Origin of the sequence: Bacteroides celer, assembly GCF_002632415.2 — a bacterium.
Taxonomy (GTDB): Bacteria; Bacteroidota; Bacteroidia; order Bacteroidales; family Bacteroidaceae; genus Bacteroides.
In genome coordinates this window covers 2,953,657-2,971,485 of sequence record NZ_CP178209.1, presented here as the reverse complement: position 1 = coordinate 2,971,485, position 17,829 = coordinate 2,953,657, and the positions used below count along the sequence as shown (strand labels likewise).

The 17,829-nt window shown below is 40.0% G+C and carries 13 protein-coding genes and 1 tRNA gene; 6 read left to right on the top strand and 8 right to left on the bottom strand.

Features of this window, described 5'->3' with window-relative positions:
- Positions 1 to 13 precede the first annotated feature (13 nt).
- Positions 14 to 1,033 (bottom strand): tRNA (adenosine(37)-N6)-threonylcarbamoyltransferase complex transferase subunit TsaD, encoded by a 1,020-nt coding sequence (tsaD, locus tag CJF29_RS11830; protein ID WP_004306076.1) that lies wholly within the window; start codon positions 1,031 to 1,033, stop codon positions 14 to 16.
- Between the two features lie 200 nt (positions 1,034 to 1,233).
- Here tsaD and CJF29_RS11825 point away from each other — a divergent pair, with 200 nt between their 5' ends.
- Positions 1,234 to 5,688: a translocation/assembly module TamB gene (locus tag CJF29_RS11825; protein ID WP_074559649.1), complete on the top strand. Its 4,455-nt coding sequence runs from the start codon at positions 1,234 to 1,236 to the stop codon at positions 5,686 to 5,688.
- An 87-nt stretch (positions 5,689 to 5,775) separates the two neighbouring features.
- Here CJF29_RS11825 and CJF29_RS11820 read toward each other — a convergent pair whose 3' ends face one another.
- Both CJF29_RS11820 and CJF29_RS11815 read right to left on the bottom strand, forming a co-directional pair.
- Positions 5,776 to 6,633: a PepSY-like domain-containing protein gene (locus tag CJF29_RS11820; RefSeq protein ID WP_099146789.1), complete on the bottom strand. Its 858-nt coding sequence runs from the start codon at positions 6,631 to 6,633 to the stop codon at positions 5,776 to 5,778.
- A gap of 21 nt (positions 6,634 to 6,654) precedes the next feature.
- Positions 6,655 to 7,092: a PepSY-like domain-containing protein gene (locus CJF29_RS11815; protein ID WP_004306079.1), complete on the bottom strand. Its 438-nt coding sequence runs from the start codon at positions 7,090 to 7,092 to the stop codon at positions 6,655 to 6,657.
- Between the two features lie 317 nt (positions 7,093 to 7,409).
- On the opposite strand from CJF29_RS11815, the gene CJF29_RS11810 reads away from it, so the two are divergent.
- From CJF29_RS11810 to CJF29_RS11800, 3 genes are read left to right on the top strand one after another with little or no spacing between them, the layout of a single operon-like run.
- Positions 7,410 to 8,561, top strand: a complete 1,152-nt coding sequence (locus tag CJF29_RS11810; protein ID WP_009041127.1) for an NEW3 domain-containing protein — start codon at positions 7,410 to 7,412, stop codon at positions 8,559 to 8,561.
- Between the two features lie 3 nt (positions 8,562 to 8,564).
- Entirely contained in the window at positions 8,565 to 9,308 is a 744-nt protein-coding gene (locus tag CJF29_RS11805) for an ABC transporter ATP-binding protein (protein WP_004295990.1), read from the top strand.
- Positions 9,301 to 10,257 carry an ABC transporter permease gene (locus tag CJF29_RS11800; protein WP_004295992.1) on the top strand — a complete coding sequence of 319 codons (957 nt, stop codon included), beginning with the start codon at positions 9,301 to 9,303 and terminating at the stop codon, positions 10,255 to 10,257. Before CJF29_RS11805 ends, CJF29_RS11800 begins: the two co-directional genes overlap by 8 nt.
- A 129-nt stretch (positions 10,258 to 10,386) precedes the next feature.
- On the opposite strand, the gene CJF29_RS11795 is transcribed toward CJF29_RS11800, so the two are convergent.
- The 5 genes from CJF29_RS11795 to CJF29_RS11775 all read right to left on the bottom strand — a co-directional run bounded on the left by CJF29_RS11795 (position 10,387) and on the right by CJF29_RS11775 (position 14,879).
- Complete coding sequence (locus CJF29_RS11795; protein ID WP_099146788.1) at positions 10,387 to 11,661, bottom strand: sensor histidine kinase; 1,275 nt, start codon at positions 11,659 to 11,661, stop codon at positions 10,387 to 10,389.
- Positions 11,662 to 11,682: 21 nt separating this feature from the next.
- Positions 11,683 to 12,360, bottom strand: coding sequence for a response regulator transcription factor (locus tag CJF29_RS11790; RefSeq protein WP_004295994.1), 678 nt, complete (start codon positions 12,358 to 12,360; stop codon positions 11,683 to 11,685).
- 215 nt (positions 12,361 to 12,575) lie between these two features.
- Positions 12,576 to 14,069, bottom strand: coding sequence for a proline--tRNA ligase (gene proS / locus CJF29_RS11785; protein WP_004318252.1), 1,494 nt, complete (start codon positions 14,067 to 14,069; stop codon positions 12,576 to 12,578).
- A 170-nt stretch (positions 14,070 to 14,239) separates the two neighbouring features.
- Positions 14,240 to 14,668 carry a DUF2867 domain-containing protein gene (locus tag CJF29_RS11780; RefSeq protein WP_004295997.1) on the bottom strand — a complete coding sequence of 143 codons (429 nt, stop codon included), beginning with the start codon at positions 14,666 to 14,668 and terminating at the stop codon, positions 14,240 to 14,242.
- Between the two features lie 138 nt (positions 14,669 to 14,806).
- Positions 14,807 to 14,879 (bottom strand) — tRNA-Gly (locus tag CJF29_RS11775).
- A 588-nt stretch (positions 14,880 to 15,467) separates the two neighbouring features.
- On the opposite strand from CJF29_RS11775, the gene CJF29_RS11770 reads away from it, so the two are divergent.
- Together CJF29_RS11770 and CJF29_RS11765 are read left to right on the top strand one after the other, a co-directional pair.
- Complete coding sequence (locus CJF29_RS11770; protein WP_413544490.1) at positions 15,468 to 16,370, top strand: tyrosine-type recombinase/integrase; 903 nt, start codon at positions 15,468 to 15,470, stop codon at positions 16,368 to 16,370.
- Entirely contained in the window at positions 16,367 to 17,515 is a 1,149-nt protein-coding gene (locus CJF29_RS11765; protein ID WP_164727153.1) for an IS91 family transposase, read from the top strand. Before CJF29_RS11770 ends, CJF29_RS11765 begins: the two co-directional genes overlap by 4 nt.
- Positions 17,516 to 17,829: the final 314 nt, after the last annotated feature.

Sequence of the window (17,829 nt, the reverse complement as noted above, 5' to 3'; positions counted from 1 at the left end):
AAGGTATACCCAATTATAACGTCACACGAGAATAAGCCGGAAGATCAATAGAACAAAAGTCCTTATCCAGATATTTGAAATATCCGGTAATGGCGATCATGGCTGCATTATCAGTCGTATAACTGAATTTAGGGATAAAAATGTTCCAGCCATATTTCTCGGCATGTTCCCGGAAAGCATTACGCAATCCATTATTTGCAGAAACTCCTCCGGCCACAGCTATTTCGTTAATCTTATATTCTTTGGCGGCTTTTCGTAATTTATCCATCAGAATATCCACTACAGTAGCCTCCAATGATGCTGCAAGATCTACTTTATGGTGTTCTATGAAATCAGGATCTTCCTTTAACCAGTCGCGTAATGAATATAAAAAGGAAGTTTTCAATCCGCTGAAGCTGTAATCTAAACCAGGAATATGCGGTTTGCTGAATGTAAAAGCTTTCGGATTTCCCTGACGAGCCAGTTTATCAATGATCGGTCCGCCGGGATAACCAAGTCCCATCACTTTAGAGCATTTATCAATAGCTTCACCTGCGGCATCGTCAATAGTCTGTCCAAGAATCTCCATATCATTATAGGCTTTGACCAGTATGATTTGTGAATTTCCTCCAGATACCAGCAAACAGAGAAATGGGTAAACAGGTTGTCTCTCTTCTTCTCCTTCCGCTTTAATAAAATGAGCTAAAACATGTCCGGTCAAATGATTAACATCAATCATTGGGATGTTTAAAGAACGAGCGAATCCTTTTGCAAAGGAGACTCCAACAAGCAAAGACCCCATCAATCCCGGTCCGCGAGTGAAAGCTACCGCGCTCAACTCTTCTTTGGTGACGCCGGCACGTTTTAATGCTTCATGTACTACCGGTACGATGTTTTGTTGGTGTGCCCGTGAAGCCAACTCGGGTACTACTCCACCGTATGCTTCATGTACGGCTTGACTTGATACCACATTTGACAGCAAATAACCATCCTTGATTACGGCTGCCGACGTATCGTCACAGGAGGATTCAATTCCTAAAATTATTGCACTCATAAGTATTTAAACTATTAAACGGTGCAAAAGTAATCATAAAACTACGATTCGTAACGAACTATTTTATATTTTTGTTCGCAAAATAAAAGTTATCGCATATCAGAACGCTGAAAAAGACTGTACGCTGGGTAGTAGGTATTGTACTGGGAGTATATATCGGGACTATTGTTTTGCTGAATATACCAAACATTCAGCAAGCAATGAGTGTATTTGTAGCTGAAGAACTTTCTGAAGTTTTAAATACAAAGGTAGTGATTGGTAGAATTAATATGGGTCTATTGAACCGTATTATTATTGATGATGTATTGCTTGACGATCAGAGTGGTCAGGAAATGCTCAAAGTCACACGTTTGTCTGCCAAGTTCGATATTATGCCCTTTTTTAAAGGAAAGATATCCATTAGCAGTGTCCAGCTTTTCGGATTTAATATCAATCTCCGGAAAGAGACTCCGGATTCCCCTCCTAATTTTAAGTTTGTTTTGGATGCTTTTGCTTCCAAAGATACCGTGAAGAAAGAAAACTCCCTTGATTTGCGTATTAATTCCATCCTGATTCGTCGTGGAAGGATGTCTTATCATGTGTTGTCGGAAGAAGAAACACCGGGGAAATTTAACGCTAAGCATATTCAGCTTCAAAATATCATCGCTAATATATCGCTGAAGGCATTAAGTAAGGACTCTTTGAATTTAGGGATCAAGCGATTGAGCCTTGATGAAAAAGCATCCGGCTTCTCTTTGAAAAAAATGAGTTTGAAACTGGTTGCCAATAACAAGCAGACAAACATTGATAATTTTACAATAGAATTGCCCGAAACCTCTCTCAAGCTTGATACCATTCATTTGGAGTATGATAGTTTGAAAGCTTTTGACCGTTTTACAGAACAGGTGCATTTCTCTTTCCGTACTTTGCCATCGCAAGTTACTTTAAAAGATATTTCTCCTTTTGTCCCTATCCTCTCGCATTTCAAGGAACCGGTGACGTTGGATATGGAGGTGAAGGGAACTGTGGATCAGTTGACTTGTTCGCATCTGGAGATTACAGCCGATGACCGTCAGTTCCGTCTGCGAGGAGATGTATCGCTTCAGGACTTATCGCGTCCACAAGATGCGTATGTATATGGAACTCTTTCCGAACTTTCGGCCAATACCCGCGGAGTCGGTTTTTTAGTGCGTAATTTGAGTCCTAATTATAATGGAGTTCCTCCTCTTCTCGAACGTTTGGGCAACGTGAGTTTCCAGGGAGAAATTTCGGGATACTTCACGGACTTAGTTACTTATGGACAATTACAAACGAGTCTTGGAAATGTAAAGACCGACTTAAAATTGAGTTCTGATAAGACAAAAGGATTGTTTGCGTATTCCGGAGCTGTCAAAACAGAGGATTTTCAACTAGGTAAATTATTGGATAATGAGGAATTGGGAGAAATTACTTTCAATCTGGATGTACATGGCCGGCATATTGCTGACCACTTGCCTGCCGTAGAATTGAAAGGACTGATTGCTTCGATAGATTATAGCAGATATAGATATGAAAATATCACACTGGACGGAGAATACAAACAAGGCGGATTTAATGGAAAGATTGCGTTGGATGATCCTAATGGCTCTATTTATCTGAATGGAGACGTAAATGTTGCATCCAAAGTTCCTACTTTTAATTTTCTTGCAGTAGTCAATAAAGTACGCCCACATGATTTGAATCTTACGACCAAATATCCTGATGCAGAGTTCTCTTTAAAACTGAAAGCCAATTTTACAGGTGGATCAGTGGATGAGATGATTGGAGAAATCAATGTGGATAGCTTGGAATTTACAGCTCCGGATAAAGCATATTTCATGCAGAATATGAATATCCGGGCAACCAAACAAAATGGAGAAAATCAGCTTAGATTGACTTCCGAATTCCTGAAAGCAAGCATAGAGGGAAAATTCCAATATCACACATTGCCTGCCAGTATTCTGAATATTATGCGGAAATATGTGCCGTCTTTGATATTACCTCCCAAGAAGCCGATTGAAACCCATAATAACTTTTTGTTTGATATACATATATATAATACGGACATTTTATCTACGATATTTGATATACCGTTAACGGTATATACTCATTCTACGTTGAAGGGATATTTTAATGATGCTTTACAACGCTTGCGTATAGAGGGATATTTTCCCCGTCTGCAATATAAGAACAACTATATTGAGTCAGGTATGATTCTGTGCGAGAATCCGGCAGATCATATTCGTGCACGGGTTCGTCTGACTAATTTGAAAAAGAAAGGGGCAGTCAATCTATCTCTGGATGCACAAGCTAAAGATGACAATGTCAGTACGACTTTGGATTGGGGAAATAATGCTGCAGCAACATATAGCGGGAAATTAGCAGCTGTTGCCAAATTTCTACGTACAAGCGGAGAAAAGTCATTGTTGAAAGCGATGGTGGATGTGAAGCCTACTGATGTTATTTTAAATGATACTCTCTGGAAGATACATCCTTCGCAGGTGGTGGTCGATTCTGGACGAGTGGATGTGAATAATTTCTATTTTAGTCATCAGGATAGGTATGTACGTATTAACGGCCGGCTTTCCGAGAATCCTAAAGATACTGTAAAGGTTGATCTAAAGGATATAAATATGGGATATGTATTTGATATTGCAAGTATATCCGACGATGTAAATTTTGAGGGCGATGCAACAGGAACGGCTTATGCAAGCGGAGTGTTTAAAAAGCCTATCATGAATACCCGTTTATTTATAAAGAATTTCTCACTCAATCACGGTCGTTTGGGTGAACTGGATATATATGGTGAGTGGGATAATGAAAACAGAGGTATCCGGTTGGATGCATCCATTCAGGATATATCTCCTTCTCCGTCGCGTGTCACGGGTATTATTTATCCATTAAAACCCGAGAGCGGACTTGATTTAAATATTGAAGCAAATGAATTGAATCTGAAATTCCTCGAACATTATATGAAGTCTATTGCCAATGATATTAAAGGGCGAGGAACAGGAAAAGTACATTTCTATGGAAAATTTAAAGGATTGAACCTGGATGGTGCGGTTATGACAGATGCATCCATGAATTTTGATATTTTAAACACACATTTTGCGGTAAAAGATACTATTCATTTGGCTCCTACCGGATTGACATTCAATAATATACATATCTCTGATATGGAAGGGCATTCGGGGAGAATGAATGGATATTTGCATTTCCAGCATTTTAAGAACCTAAACTATCGTTTCGAGATACAGGCAAATAATATGCTTGTGATGAACACAAAAGAATCGACAGATATGCCTTTCTATGGTACGGTATATGGTACCGGGAATGTATTGCTCTCTGGAAACGCCATACAGGGGCTCGATGTAAATGTGGCCATGACTACAAATCGAAATACTACCTTTACCTATATTAATGGTAGTGTAGCATCGGCTACTAGCAATCAGTTTATCAAATTCGTGGATAAAACACCTCGTCGTACTATCCAGGATTCTGTTCAAGTAATCTCATATTACGAACAAATACAGCAAAAACGTCAGGAGGAGGAAGAGCAGAAAACAGATATCCGTTTGAATATTCTCGTGGATGCAACTCCCGATGCCACCATGCGAATCATTATGGACCCTATTGCCGGAGATTATATCAGCGGAAAAGGTACGGGAAATATCCGGACGGAATTTTATAATAAGGGCGATGTGAAAATGTTTGGTAATTACCGGATCAATCAAGGAGTATATAAATTTAGTTTGCAGGAAGTGATTCGTAAAGACTTTATTATCAAAGATGGAAGTACAATAACGTTCAATGGTGCACCTTTGGATGCTAACATGGACATACAAGCTTCATATACAGTGAACTCTGCCTCTTTGAATGATTTGATACCGGATGCTTCGGCTATTATACAACAACCCAATGTGCGTGTAAATTGTATCATGAATCTAAGTGGTATGCTGGTACGACCGACTATCAAACTGGGTATTGAGCTTCCGAATGAAAGAGATGAAATACAAACATTGGTACGTAATTATATCAGTACGGAAGAGCAAATGAATATGCAGATTCTTTATTTGCTGGGTATTGGCAAGTTCTATACGGAAGATGCCCGTAATAATAATCAGAATTCGAATGTGATGTCATCGGTGCTCTCATCTACTCTCTCCGGCCAGTTGAACAATGCACTTTCACAGGTCTTTGAAACGAATAACTGGAATATCGGTACGAATTTGAGTACGGGTGATAAGGGTTGGACAGACATGGAAGTAGAAGGTATTTTGTCGGGACAATTATTGAATAACCGTTTATTGATAAACGGAAACTTCGGTTATCGGGATAATCCGATGGCTAATACTAACTTTGTAGGAGACTTTGAAGCAGAATGGCTGATTACCCGTTCGGGAGATATTCGTTTGAAGGCTTATAATGAGACAAATGACCGTTATTACACAAAAACAAACTTGACTACACAAGGTGTAGGTATCATGTATAAAAAGGATTTCAATAAATGGAGTGATCTATATTTCTGGAATAAATGGCGGTTACGCAATAAGCGGAAACGGGAAGAAGCTGAAAAGGTGAAACCGCAACAAACGGACAGCATCACTGATAAAACTGCTAAATCGGCAGTGAAAAGAAAACGTGTACAGGAGCAGTAAAAAATAATAAACGATGACATATCCCCCAGGAATTATGTCATCGTTTGTTGTTTGTGAGAATTATGTTTCAGAATTATGCACTTTGACCTATGAAAGGACAGTACTGTTCTCGCCTATGTTTACTACTTTATCTACATCCCCCTTCTCAAGTTCAATTCGATAATATATGCTACCATCTGCTTTTTCAATATACTCCGCTTCGTCAAAACGATATTCTCCATATTGATTATTGAGAGTATTGTTTACTGCTTCAGGCAATTCATTCTGACGTATTTCCCATGAAGTAGAATACCAATTTCCAGTCTGGTTGAACAATACATCTTTTGAGATTCCATTATGAATGATATCTACCTCTGTAAATCCAAAATCCCAATCATTTCTATCATCTTCAACGTCTACTTCCATGATTCTTGCATTCGGATACTTTTCATTGATGAAGTTTTTCATAGCTTCAGTCAATTGTACAGGAAGATGTTCGCTGTTATCATCATCAGTGTCTACAATGCTTTTAATCAGAGTTCCATCAGCAGAATAATACAAATCGACCTCCTGATTCTGCTTTTCGACTTCAATTACGAAAACAGTTTCAACGCCTGTCCGTTCCAGTTTGTCTATATCATCCCGCTTCCATGAGGCATATTCGCTGTTCTCAAAAGACATTTTTACTGCTTGTGGTAATGCATTGTAAGGAATGTCCGTTTCTGTCATTTGCCATTTACCATCTTGGGTGAACCATGCAGATGCTTCATATCCGTCATAGAAATCTGCTACATAATATCCAGACTTAGTTTCCCACTTCACATTTGCAGCATTAGGGAATTTGGATGAAAATGCACTTTGAAGTTCGGCAGGAACAGCTATTGAACCATCGTCATCGTTGTCACAACTTTGCAGACTCCATGTGACGCTTAGTGCCAGTAAAAGTGTATAAATCTTTAGTTTCATCTTTGTTCAATTTAAATAGGTTTAGAAATCAATATCAATCAAATTAAATTTCAGGTCAAACTTCAGTTCCGTACGGTTGGACAGTTTTACTTCATAATCTTTCTTATCTCTCTCAATTTTTAGAATTTTAGCATCAGGGTAATTGGTCGTTACGTATTTCTGAATAGCTGCCGGAATAATTGCTGTAGGTACAGAACTATATTTGCAGTTCACTTCTTCCCAGTTGCCTTTGTTGTCAAACTCCACTTTATCGCCATTCGTGAAAATCACTTCATAACTTTTATAAAAGAAATCACTCTCCATTTTGGCTAATGCTACTTTGCTGTCGGCAAAATGCTGTTTGATAAACTGCTGTGCCGGTTGTGGCATTTGAGTTACCTGGATTGGTTTGTCGTCATCTGCACGAGCTACTGTTTGCAAAGTGAAAAGACACACTAATAAGAATACTAACTTTTTCATAATCGTTGTTTTTTAATATTGGTTTTTACTATTATTATTAATTTGATAATGCAAAGATGAGAGGAGAATCTGAAAAGATTTGGGAATTTTGAGAATTTCCGAAAAAAAATCGAAAAAATATAGTGACGCTATCCGGTTAACATAGCGTCACTATACATAAAGGATACCGTCACCATCCTATAGGGATAGTGTCACTATAATTTCTTCTTGAAATTAGATTCTTTAGGATTCTTTTAAAACTACTAATAGATACATCGTTTATTTTTGCACACACAAATTTGACAATATTCATATTAAACAACCATAAGAACTTTTGTATGACTATGAGAACAAATTATTTTTTATTATTAGCTATTCTATTGGGGATGATCCCTATGAGTTACACGCACGCCAATGATTCAATACCTAAGAGCGTGATTCTGTACACACCTTACACAAAAATCTCCGTATCTCCCGGAGCGTCAATTGACTACAGTATTGATCTTATCAACAACACAGACCAGTTGACGAATGCGAATCTTTCTGTCAGCGGATTGTCCTCCAGTTGGAAACACGAGATGAAATCCGGTGGCTGGAGCCTTAGCCAACTATCGGTACTTCCCAAAGAGAAAAAGACTTTCAATTTAAAAGTCGAAGTCCCATTAAAAGTGAATAAAGGTAATTATCACTTTGTGGTATATGCCGGAAACGCCAAACTTCCATTGGATGTAGTGGTTGCTCAAAAAGGAACATACCAGACTGAATTTACTACCGACCAACCCAACATGCAGGGAAATTCCAAATCAACCTTCACTTTCAGTGCCACTTTAAAGAATCAGACTGCTGACCAGCAGCTATATGCTTTGATGGCTAATGCACCCAGAGGTTGGAATGTAGTTTTTAAACCTAACTATAAGCAAGCCACTTCTGCACAAGTGGAAGCCAACAGCACTCAAAATGTAAGTATAGATATTACTCCTCCTGCCAATGTAGAAGCCGGCAGTTACAAAATTCCGGTACGCGCCGCTACAGGTACCACTTCTGCCGAATTGGAACTGGAAGTGGTTGTTACCGGCTCTTATCAAATGGAACTGACTACTCCCCGTGGGTTATTGAGTACAGATGTCACAGCAGGTGATATAAAGAAAATAGAACTGGAAGTCAGAAATACAGGTTCTTCATTACTGAAAGATATTCAGCTGTCTGCTAATAAACCAGCTGACTGGGAAGTAACTTTCGAACCTTCAAAAATCGATGCGCTAAAAGCCGGAGAGACATCAACGGTTATGGCTACTTTGAAAGCTTCTAAAAAAGCATTGCCAGGCGACTATGTGACTACCATCATGGCAAAAACTCCTGAAGTAAATGCAGATGCGCAGTTCAGAGTTGCAGTAAAAACTCCGATGATATGGGGATGGGTAGGCGTTCTTATCATTATTGCCACCATCGGCGTGGTTTACTATCTGTTCCGTAAATATGGAAGGAGGTAAATTATGGGCGAACAAGTGATCGTACTTACCGATTTGACCAAACAATACGGTAATTTCACTGCTGTAGATCATATTCGCCTGAATATCCGGAAAGGAGAAATCTTCGGATTACTGGGACCGAATGGTGCTGGAAAATCAACTACTATCTTAATGATGTTGGGATTGACAGAGCCTACTTCGGGAACAGTTGAAATTTGTGGAATCAATTCTACTACACACCCCATTGAAGTAAAAAGGAAAATTGGGTATTTGCCAGAAGATGTAGGATTCTATGATGATATGACAGGACCGGAGAATTTGATCTATACAGCGCGATTAAATGGTATTTCTGATAAAGAGGCAAAAACCAAGGCTATGGAACTGATGAAGCGGGTAGGCCTTGAAGATCAGTTAGCCAAAAAGACAGGGAAATACTCTCGTGGTATGAGACAGCGGTTGGGATTGGCTGATGTACTTATTAAAAATCCGGAGATTATTATTCTCGATGAGCCGACTTCAGGGATTGACCCTGCAGGTGTTCAGGAATTTATCGAACTGATTCGCTGGTTGAGTAAAGAAGAAGGACTGACAGTGCTTTTCTCTTCCCATCATCTGGATCAGGTACAGAAAGTGTGCGACCGGGTAGGTTTGTTCAGTAATGGCCAATTACTTGCTTTGATCGATATGGCAGAATTGAAAGATAAGAAGCAGGAATTGTCTGATATTTATAACCATTATTTTGAGGAAGGAGGAGAAAGACATGAATAAAGTCAATCATCCTTTTTGGGTTATCGTCAACAAGGAAATTTCCGATCATGTCAAAAGTTGGCGTTTTATTATACTAATAGGTATTATAGCACTTACCTGTATGGGGTCGCTATATACAGCACTCACCAATATTAGTGAAGCCATCAAACCTAATGATCCGGACGGTTCGTTTCTTTTCTTGAAGTTGTTTACGGTTTCAGATGGGACTCTCCCCTCTTTTGTGCTGTTTATTAACTTCTTAGGTCCCCTATTGGGAATCGCTTTGGGATTTGATGCAGTCAATTCCGAACAAAATAAAGGAACATTGAGCCGTATGCTGTCCCAGCCTATTCATCGCGATTGCATTATCAATGCGAAGTTTGTGGCTGCTTTGATTGTGATAGGTATCATGTTGTTTGTATTGGGCTTTCTGGTGATGGGATGTGGGCTGATTGCTATTGGTATTCCTCCTACGGCAGAAGAGTTTTGGAGAATTGTTTTCTTCATCATTACCAGTATCTTTTATGTAGCGTTCTGGTTGAATCTGGCTATTCTGTTCTCACTCCGTTTCCGTCAGGCAGCGACTTCTGCCTTAGCATCTGTGGCTGTTTGGCTGTTTTTTAGTGTATTCTATACCATGATTGTTAATTTGGTGGCAAAAGGGTTGAGTCCGTCACAGATGGCATCACCTTATCAGATTATCAGTTATCAGAAGTTTATTCTAGGGTTGATGCGTTTGGCACCGAGTGAACTGTTTAATGAAGCTACCACCACACTATTGATGCCTTCTGTCAGAAGTTTGGGGCCATTGACTATGGAACAGGTACAGGGAGCTATCCCTAGTCCGCTCCCATTGGGACAAAGTCTTTTAGTTGTATGGCCACAGTTGACCGGATTGATTGCGGCAACGGTTATTTGCTTCGCTATTTCTTATATCATGTTTATGAGGAGAGAAATACGATCCCGATAACCTGCTCACTATAAAAGACGCAGAGGACACGGAGAAACAGGTGAATGGATATACCTGACAAATTGGTTTTATGATAACCGACAGGTCGTTCACTTAAAATCCGTGTCCTCTGTGTTTTTCAGATGAATCTTATGATTGGGAAATCTCGAAGCAATGTTCATTCTGCTTGAAGTAATATTTTATATTCAGATGTTGCAAACGACAGATGGAATCGGCTATAGCTAATCCCAGCCCTGTAGATCCTTCTTTTTTGCTACCCTGATAGAAACGTTCGAAGATATGTTCCTTGTTCAGCGGATGTTCCACTCCCGAATTTCGGAAAGTAATACCGTTCTTAGTAACGGTGATTCGGATATGTCCCCCATCAATATTATGTACAAATGCATTTTTCAGGAGGTTAGTGAGTAAAGCAACAGCCAGGGATTCGTTCATTGTCACCTTGAAAACGCCTTGTTCATCTATCGTGACTTCTATGTTGCGATAATCATAAACTTCTTCGTAATCTTGCAGATATTGTTTGAGAAGTACATTGAGTTCCAATTCTTTGGTATCCGTAAACTGACCATTATCGATCTTGGAAAGCAATAATAGGGACTTGTTTAATTTAGTGATGTATTCTAAAGTCTGATGCGTTTTCATCAGTTCTTCCAGTTGTTTTTCTGATAGCGAATCATCTTCCATCAACATTTCCAATCGATTACGGCAGATAGCAAGTGGAGTTTGTATCTCGTGTGAAGCATTTCCGATAAACTGTTTTTGTTGTTCGAACATCTGCTCCGTACGTTCCACATAACGAATGGCAGCCTCATTTAATTTCCGGAATTCCGTGATTTGAGTATCGTTACTCAAAGGTTTATTTCTTTTTCCTGTTTGATAACCGTCCAGCCAGTGTAGAAGTACATAGAGCGGTCGCATATTCCGGTAAAATACCCATACGGAAATGATAATAATGCAGAATAATAAAGCTACATATAGAAATATAATCCACATTTGGATGGCATCTCTCAAATCATCTTTTTCAATGCTGGGGGTCGATACTGTCAGTTCGTGGTATCGTCCTTCATCATCTTTAAAGATAGTAGTAAGAATACGTGCCGGCTCGGTCTCTCCTTTTTCTTCAATGTATACCATAGAGTCTTTATACTGAATATCCTCCCGGCTTTCCGCATACTCTTTGCTTACTTCCATCATATAATATTGATTGTTGGAGCCATTGGTTTTAGAAGGTAGCTCCTCTCCTGCCAATGCCCGGATAATGATGGTTTCCGAATAATCTTCCAAAGCATCATCCACTTCATCGTTGACTTCATCGATCATCGTAACATAAAAGAAGATAGCCCAGACCGTCAGTATGAGAGTCAGAGCAAGGGTAATACGAAGAATGATGTAATATATTAATTTCATGGACAATAATCTCTTTCCTTTTTATTCTACTATCATTTTATACCCAAATCCATAGACTGCTTTAATTTCAATAGTTGCACCCGAATCCTTGAGCTTTTTGCGAAGATTCTTGATTTGTGCATATATGAAGTCAAAATTATCGACCTGATCGATATGGTCTCCCCACACTGATTCGGCCAAAGTGTTTTTATTGATTAATCTCCCAGGGCGATTGATAAAATATAACAGGATATCATATTCTTTTCTATTTAGTTCCACTTCCTGCTCGTTGACAAATACACGATATTTATCCGGTTCTATCCGTACGTTGCCTTGGCGGATATCAATCTCTCCATCATGCTGATGGCGACGAATCACGCTTTTAATTCGTGCATTTAGTTCAACCAAATGAAATGGCTTTGGCAAATAATCGTCCGCTCCCAGTTCTAATCCCAAAACTTTGTCTTCCAGGGAGTCCTTTGCGGAAATAATAATCACGTTCTCCCGCTTATGGAGAGCTTTCAGTCGTTCAAGAAGATCAAGTCCGCTTCCGTCCGGTAGCATGATGTCCAATAAGATACAATCATAGTCGTAATCTTCAATTTTGCGTAGAGCAGAATTGAAGTCACTGGCTGTTTCTACAACGTAACGTTCTTTTTCAAGTGAACATTGAATCAGTTCTCTCAAAGAGGGTTCGTCTTCTACAATCAATATCTTCATAATTTTGTCTCCTTTCTTTTTTACATACTACAAAGAAAAGGGATATTTCTGAAATAAAACTGAAATGGATTGAAAAAAAGAGCTTGAAATAACTATTGAATGTCTAATGAACTGTTAGGACAGGCCATAAATAATATAATATGGAAGGAAAAAAAGAAAAGGATGAAAGCGATTGAGCCGTTTCCATCCTTTTTATAATTATGTGCGAATTTTGTTTAATAAGAACGTGCAAATATCACGCGGCAAGCAGATGGTTTACCTGTTACCATACATTTACCAGGTTCTTTGTCTCCCGGAACAAATGACTCGAACGGAATACAACGAATGGTTGCTTTAGTTTCTTCCTTAATTTTTTCTTCGGTTTCAGTAGTTCCATCCCAATGAGCCAGAATAAATCCGCCTTCTTCGATTTTTTCTTTAAATTCGTCATAGGTGTCTACTGTTGTAATCTTGGAGTTACGGTAGTCCAATGCTTTCTTGTAGATATTAGCTTGCATTTCTTCAAGCAAATTCTGAACGTATGTTTCAATGCCTTCACAAGTAACCGTTTCTTTTTCCAGTGTATCACGGCGCATCACTTCCATCGTGTTGTTTTCAAGATCGCGGCCACCCATAACCAAACGAACAGGTACACCTTTCAATTCATAGTCGGCGAATTTAAAGCCCGGACGTTTATTATCTGCATTGTCATATTTAACAGAGATACCTAATGCTTTCAACTTAGCTACAATGCCTTCTACTTTAGCGTCGATTTGTTTCAGTTGTTCGTCATTCTTATAGATAGGAACGATTACTACCTGAATCGGAGCCAAATGCGGAGGTAATACCAATCCGTTGTCATCCGAGTGAGTCATAATCAATGCGCCCATCAAACGAGTAGAAACCCCCCATGAAGTAGCCCAAACATACTCCATCTTGTTTTCCTTGTTAACGAACTGAACATCGAATGCCTTTGCAAAGTTTTGTCCCAGGAAGTGGGAAGTACCACTTTGCAATGCTTTTCCGTCCTGCATCATGGCTTCTATTGTGTAAGTGTCAAGTGCACCTGCAAAACGTTCATTAGCTGATTTCACTCCCTTTACAACAGGAACAGCCATATATTTTTCTGCAAATTCACCATATACATTCAGCATTCTGATTGCTTCTTCCTCTGCTTCTTCACGGGTAGCGTGAGCAGTATGTCCTTCTTGCCACAGGAATTCGGCAGTACGCAGGAAAAGACGGGTACGCATTTCCCAACGGAAAACGTTAGCCCATTGGTTGCAGAGAATAGGCAGGTCACGGTATGACTGAATCCAGTTCTTATAAGTATTCCAGATGATTGTTTCTGATGTCGGACGGATAATTAATTCCTCTTCCAATTTAGCTGCAGGATCTACTACGACTCCTGAACCGTCTTCTGCATTCTTCAAGCGATAATGTGTTACTACGGCACACTCTTTCGCAAACCCTTCTACGTGTTCTGCTTCGCGGCTTAAGAATGATTTCGGGATTAATAGCGGGAAATATGCATTTACGTGTCCTGTTTCCTTGAACATGTCGTCCAATTGACGTTGCATTTTCTCCCAGATAGCGTATCCGTAAGGCTTAATCACCATACATCCGCGCACAGCAGATTGTTCTGCCAAATCAGCTTTTACCACCAAATCGTTATACCACTGTGAGTAGTTTTCACTACGTTTGGTAAGGTCTTTCAGTTCTTTTGCCATTATATTTTTCTATTTAAAGTTTTCTTGAGTGTTAAAACAGGGTGCAAAAATACGAAAAATGCATGAACTGCCCTATTCTTCATGCATTAATTTTCTAAAGTCATTTGCTTCTATATTACATCTCTCATTTTTCATATTCGTTATATCGTTGCATCCGCGACTATGCTTGTTCAGCATAGCGCCTTTTTGAGAACTAAAGGCACTATGACCCGATGAAAAGGTTTTATACAAAAGAAATAAGCCTTTCCTACCCAATTATGGTATTTTACTAATGTGGTAACCTCAATCATTTGTTTTCCTGTTTCCAATGGTGTAATGAAAATATCGACATAAAACAACAAATGTTTATCGTCTTTTCTCATAATTGCTTCTTGCTTGTCTTCCTCTATAATAAGTTCTTCACTTTCAATAGCTTTAGTTTCTATACCGAAAGGTTTGACTAAACAGGCCCTTATTGCATACAACATTCGGAGCCAAGCGGGGTTATGAGCAAAGACTTTTAAAATAATATCTTTAGGAGACAAACGATTTTCTGTAACTTCTATGGAAAAACTGTCACTGTAATCTACGGGGAGATATTTCTCTATTTTCTTAGCCATATTGGTTATTCAATTAGGGTTATTCTACAATATGTTCAGTTTAGGTTTCCTCCGATAATAGATAAAACCATAGAAAAGGGGGCTTGAAAAATAAAAAATCAGGCAGTTTTTTTAAGATAACCACCTGATTTTCAAAAGAGCGGTAAACGAGGCTCGAACTCGCGACCCCCAGCTTGGGAAGCTAGTGCTCTACCAACTGAGCTATTACCGCATATTTACTGCATTTCTCGACTCAAAAGCCTTATGAAATGGTGATGCAAAGGTAAACATAATTTTTATATCTCAAATAAAATCGCAGAAATTTTAATGCAAGAAAAAAGAGAAATCAAAGCCTCTTCAATTCTTTTGTTTTGATGAAAAACAACCGGATATGAAAAAACGCATATTAGTAGCCCGTATAATTAAAAATATACAGATTGACGATAGTCGCTATAGAAAAAACTCCAGGATTTCCGGTTAATAAGATTCAGATATAAACTATTTTAGTGAATAATCTATCACTAGGCTCTAAATAGAGAATGAATATTGAATATGTGAGAATAAAGTTGCTTATATTGTTTCAAATTGACAGATTTAGTTTCTGGCAAAATAAATAAGATTTAGAAACAAACAGGTACTTTATGGGCTGTTTGGTAGCTTCCTTTTAAAGGGAGAACACGCTTCTCACCGACCAACGGTTGGTTGTACTAAATCCCGCATACGTAATAGCTAAAGTTTGCTATCTGTATGCGGGATTCCTTTTTTTTTGCTGATTTTAGTGGTGATATTTCCAATGTTCAACCAATAAACATTCTCCACTATGGCAAATTTTATTCAGCGTGCCAGTGACTCCATCTCGGGGTTTGGTCAAAGTTACGAAAAAATTTCCAAACAACTTCTTATTGAGCAGTATTCTCCTGGTAGTATAAAAAGTTATGGCCATAAGTTGGCTGCTATCAGCTTTCACTTCAAAAAACTTCCTGAACACTTAAGCGAAGATGATTGCCGCGATTATTTCAGCATGTTGCTCTCTCGCACTCCTTCACCGGGTTTGAGCTATTTCAAGCACACCGTTTACAGTCTTCGCTGTTATCGCAAGACAATGCATCTTAGTGAACTTAATTTTTCTCTTCCCCGTATCCGTAGTACGAAGAAGCTTCCGGTTGTTCTTTCACAGTCGGAAGTGAGCAGCCTTTTGCGTCACTGCGGGAGTATCCGCAGTCAAGCCCTGCTGGCTCTGATTTATTCTTGCGGGCTGCGTTTACGTGAGCTGGTCAATATGCGAATTTGTGATATTGACAGCAAGCGCATGCAGGTTTTCATCCGCCAGGGCAAAGGTAGAAAAGACAGGTACGTCCCCCTTTCCGGCAACCTGTTGCTTCTTCTCAGGGAGTATTTCATCCAGTACAGACCCGCGGTATATCTTTTCAACAATTGTTTCGGCGGACAAATCGAAGATTCCGAGATCCGCTATCTTTTTAAACAAGCGGTTCATTCGTCCTGCATCCTTAAACCCTGCACGCTTCATACCCTTCGTCACAGTTACGCCACGCACCTGCTGGAGATGGGCGAAAATATACTTCGCATCCGTGACCTTCTGGGACATGCCGATATAAAGACAACCCTGGTTTATCTTCACCTTGTCAATCTTCCTGCCGGAGGTTACGCCTTCAGTCCACTGGACCGTCTTGAGGGAGTGGGATATAACAATACGCAGCCATGAGGACGGAGTTTGAGGTCGGTCAGATTATTTCCCGCTTCAAATCATCCTTTATCAGCCAACATCATCCCTGCGGCAGGGTTCTCCAGGTCCTCTCACGCCTGGAACAGTGCCGTACCTCCGCTTTGGGAGGGCATGTGGATGCCTGTCCCCAGTGTGGAGTCGTACGTGTTAGTTACAACAGCTGCCGGGACCGGCATTGTCCCAAATGCCAGGGAGCCGAACGTGAGGTATGGATACAGGCACGCAAAGAGGATATGTTGCCCGTGAAATACTTCCATGTGGTATTTACCTTGCCGGCCGACTTGCATTCACTGGCACTGGGTAATATGAGACACACCTATTCATGCCTGTTTGCCGCTGCCTGGAAGACACTCGCAGCCTTCGCTGCCAATAAAGGCGCCCAGGCGGGAATGGTAGCCATCCTGCATACATGGGGAAGTAACCTGCACTACCACCCCCACCTGCACTGTGTAGTGCCCGAAGGAGGGATAGATGACAAGGGGGAATGGAGGAAGATCTCAGGGGCAAATCAGGACAGTCCTTTTCTATTCCCGGTCAGGGCCATGGGCAGGGTGTTCAGAGCCAAGTTCATGCAAGAGTGGAGCAAACATGTGAAAGTACCCCAGGCAACAAGAAAGAAGCTGTTTGAAAAAGAATGGGTGGTATATAGCAAAGCACCGTTCAAAGGCGTGGAAAGGGTCATAGAATACTTAGGGCGTTACTCACACAGGGCAGCCATCAGTAATGCCAGGATTAAGGGAATTACAGATACAGCCGTCATGTTTGACTATAAGGATTACAGGGATGGGGGAAAACATAAGATGATGACACTCACGGGAGAAGAGTTCGTACACAGGTTCAGTAGGCATATATTGCCGGCAGGATTTGTACGTATCAGGCATTACGGATTCCTGGCAGCATGCAACAGAAGGAAGTTGACAAGCATACAGATAAGGATGAAAGTACCACCGGCACCACTTAAAAGGAAAAGAGCCAAGTGGAAAGAACTCTGCCAAGACAAATGGAGGGAGTATAACTTATGCAAGCATTGCGGAGGGGCGCAGATGATTACAATTGAAGTTTTCAGACCAGCCAGGTCGCCACCCGGAAGAGGAAGTTCCAAACCGCTGAACGGTACTTTTTGAAGAAGAAAATATATTCACAGGAAGAATGAAGTCCTGGGAGAGAGGCTCTGTGGATATACATAACGGAAAACACGGTAAAAACACCGGATAGAAAGAAAAAGGAGGAAAAAAGGGAGATTGGAATCAAGAAAGGCTGAAAAAACAAGTATAAAAGCAAGCACAGGACATTAGGAAACTGCTGAAAAAAAATACAGATACAGAAGTAACCCCCATAAAAAATAGAAAACGTACAACAAAGGCTCCATATGCCCTAAGGGGCACACGAAGCCCTATTTCGTTCCATTTAAAGGAACGGAGCTTTTCCTTTAAAGAAA

Excerpts from the sequence above, each read along its gene's own strand:
- CJF29_RS11800 (WP_004295992.1), top strand. The coding sequence starts at position 9,301 with ATGAATAAAGTCAATCATCCTTTTTGGGTTATCGTCAACAAGGAAATT.
- CJF29_RS11780 (WP_004295997.1), bottom strand. The coding sequence starts at position 14,668 with ATGGCTAAGAAAATAGAGAAATATCTCCCCGTAGATTACAGTGACAGT.
- CJF29_RS11820 (WP_099146789.1), bottom strand. The coding sequence starts at position 6,633 with ATGAAACTAAAGATTTATACACTTTTACTGGCACTAAGCGTCACATGG.
- CJF29_RS11810 (WP_009041127.1), top strand. The coding sequence starts at position 7,410 with ATGACTATGAGAACAAATTATTTTTTATTATTAGCTATTCTATTGGGG.
- CJF29_RS11805 (WP_004295990.1), top strand. The coding sequence starts at position 8,565 with ATGGGCGAACAAGTGATCGTACTTACCGATTTGACCAAACAATACGGT.
- CJF29_RS11815 (WP_004306079.1), bottom strand. The coding sequence starts at position 7,092 with ATGAAAAAGTTAGTATTCTTATTAGTGTGTCTTTTCACTTTGCAAACA.
- CJF29_RS11770 (WP_413544490.1), top strand. The coding sequence starts at position 15,468 with ATGGCAAATTTTATTCAGCGTGCCAGTGACTCCATCTCGGGGTTTGGT.
- CJF29_RS11825 (WP_074559649.1), top strand. The coding sequence starts at position 1,234 with ATGAGTGTATTTGTAGCTGAAGAACTTTCTGAAGTTTTAAATACAAAG.
- CJF29_RS11765 (WP_164727153.1), top strand. The coding sequence starts at position 16,367 with ATGAGGACGGAGTTTGAGGTCGGTCAGATTATTTCCCGCTTCAAATCA.
- CJF29_RS11790 (WP_004295994.1), bottom strand. The coding sequence starts at position 12,360 with ATGAAGATATTGATTGTAGAAGACGAACCCTCTTTGAGAGAACTGATT.
- CJF29_RS11795 (WP_099146788.1), bottom strand. The coding sequence starts at position 11,661 with ATGAAATTAATATATTACATCATTCTTCGTATTACCCTTGCTCTGACT.
- tsaD (WP_004306076.1), bottom strand. The coding sequence starts at position 1,033 with ATGAGTGCAATAATTTTAGGAATTGAATCCTCCTGTGACGATACGTCG.
- proS (WP_004318252.1), bottom strand. The coding sequence starts at position 14,069 with ATGGCAAAAGAACTGAAAGACCTTACCAAACGTAGTGAAAACTACTCA.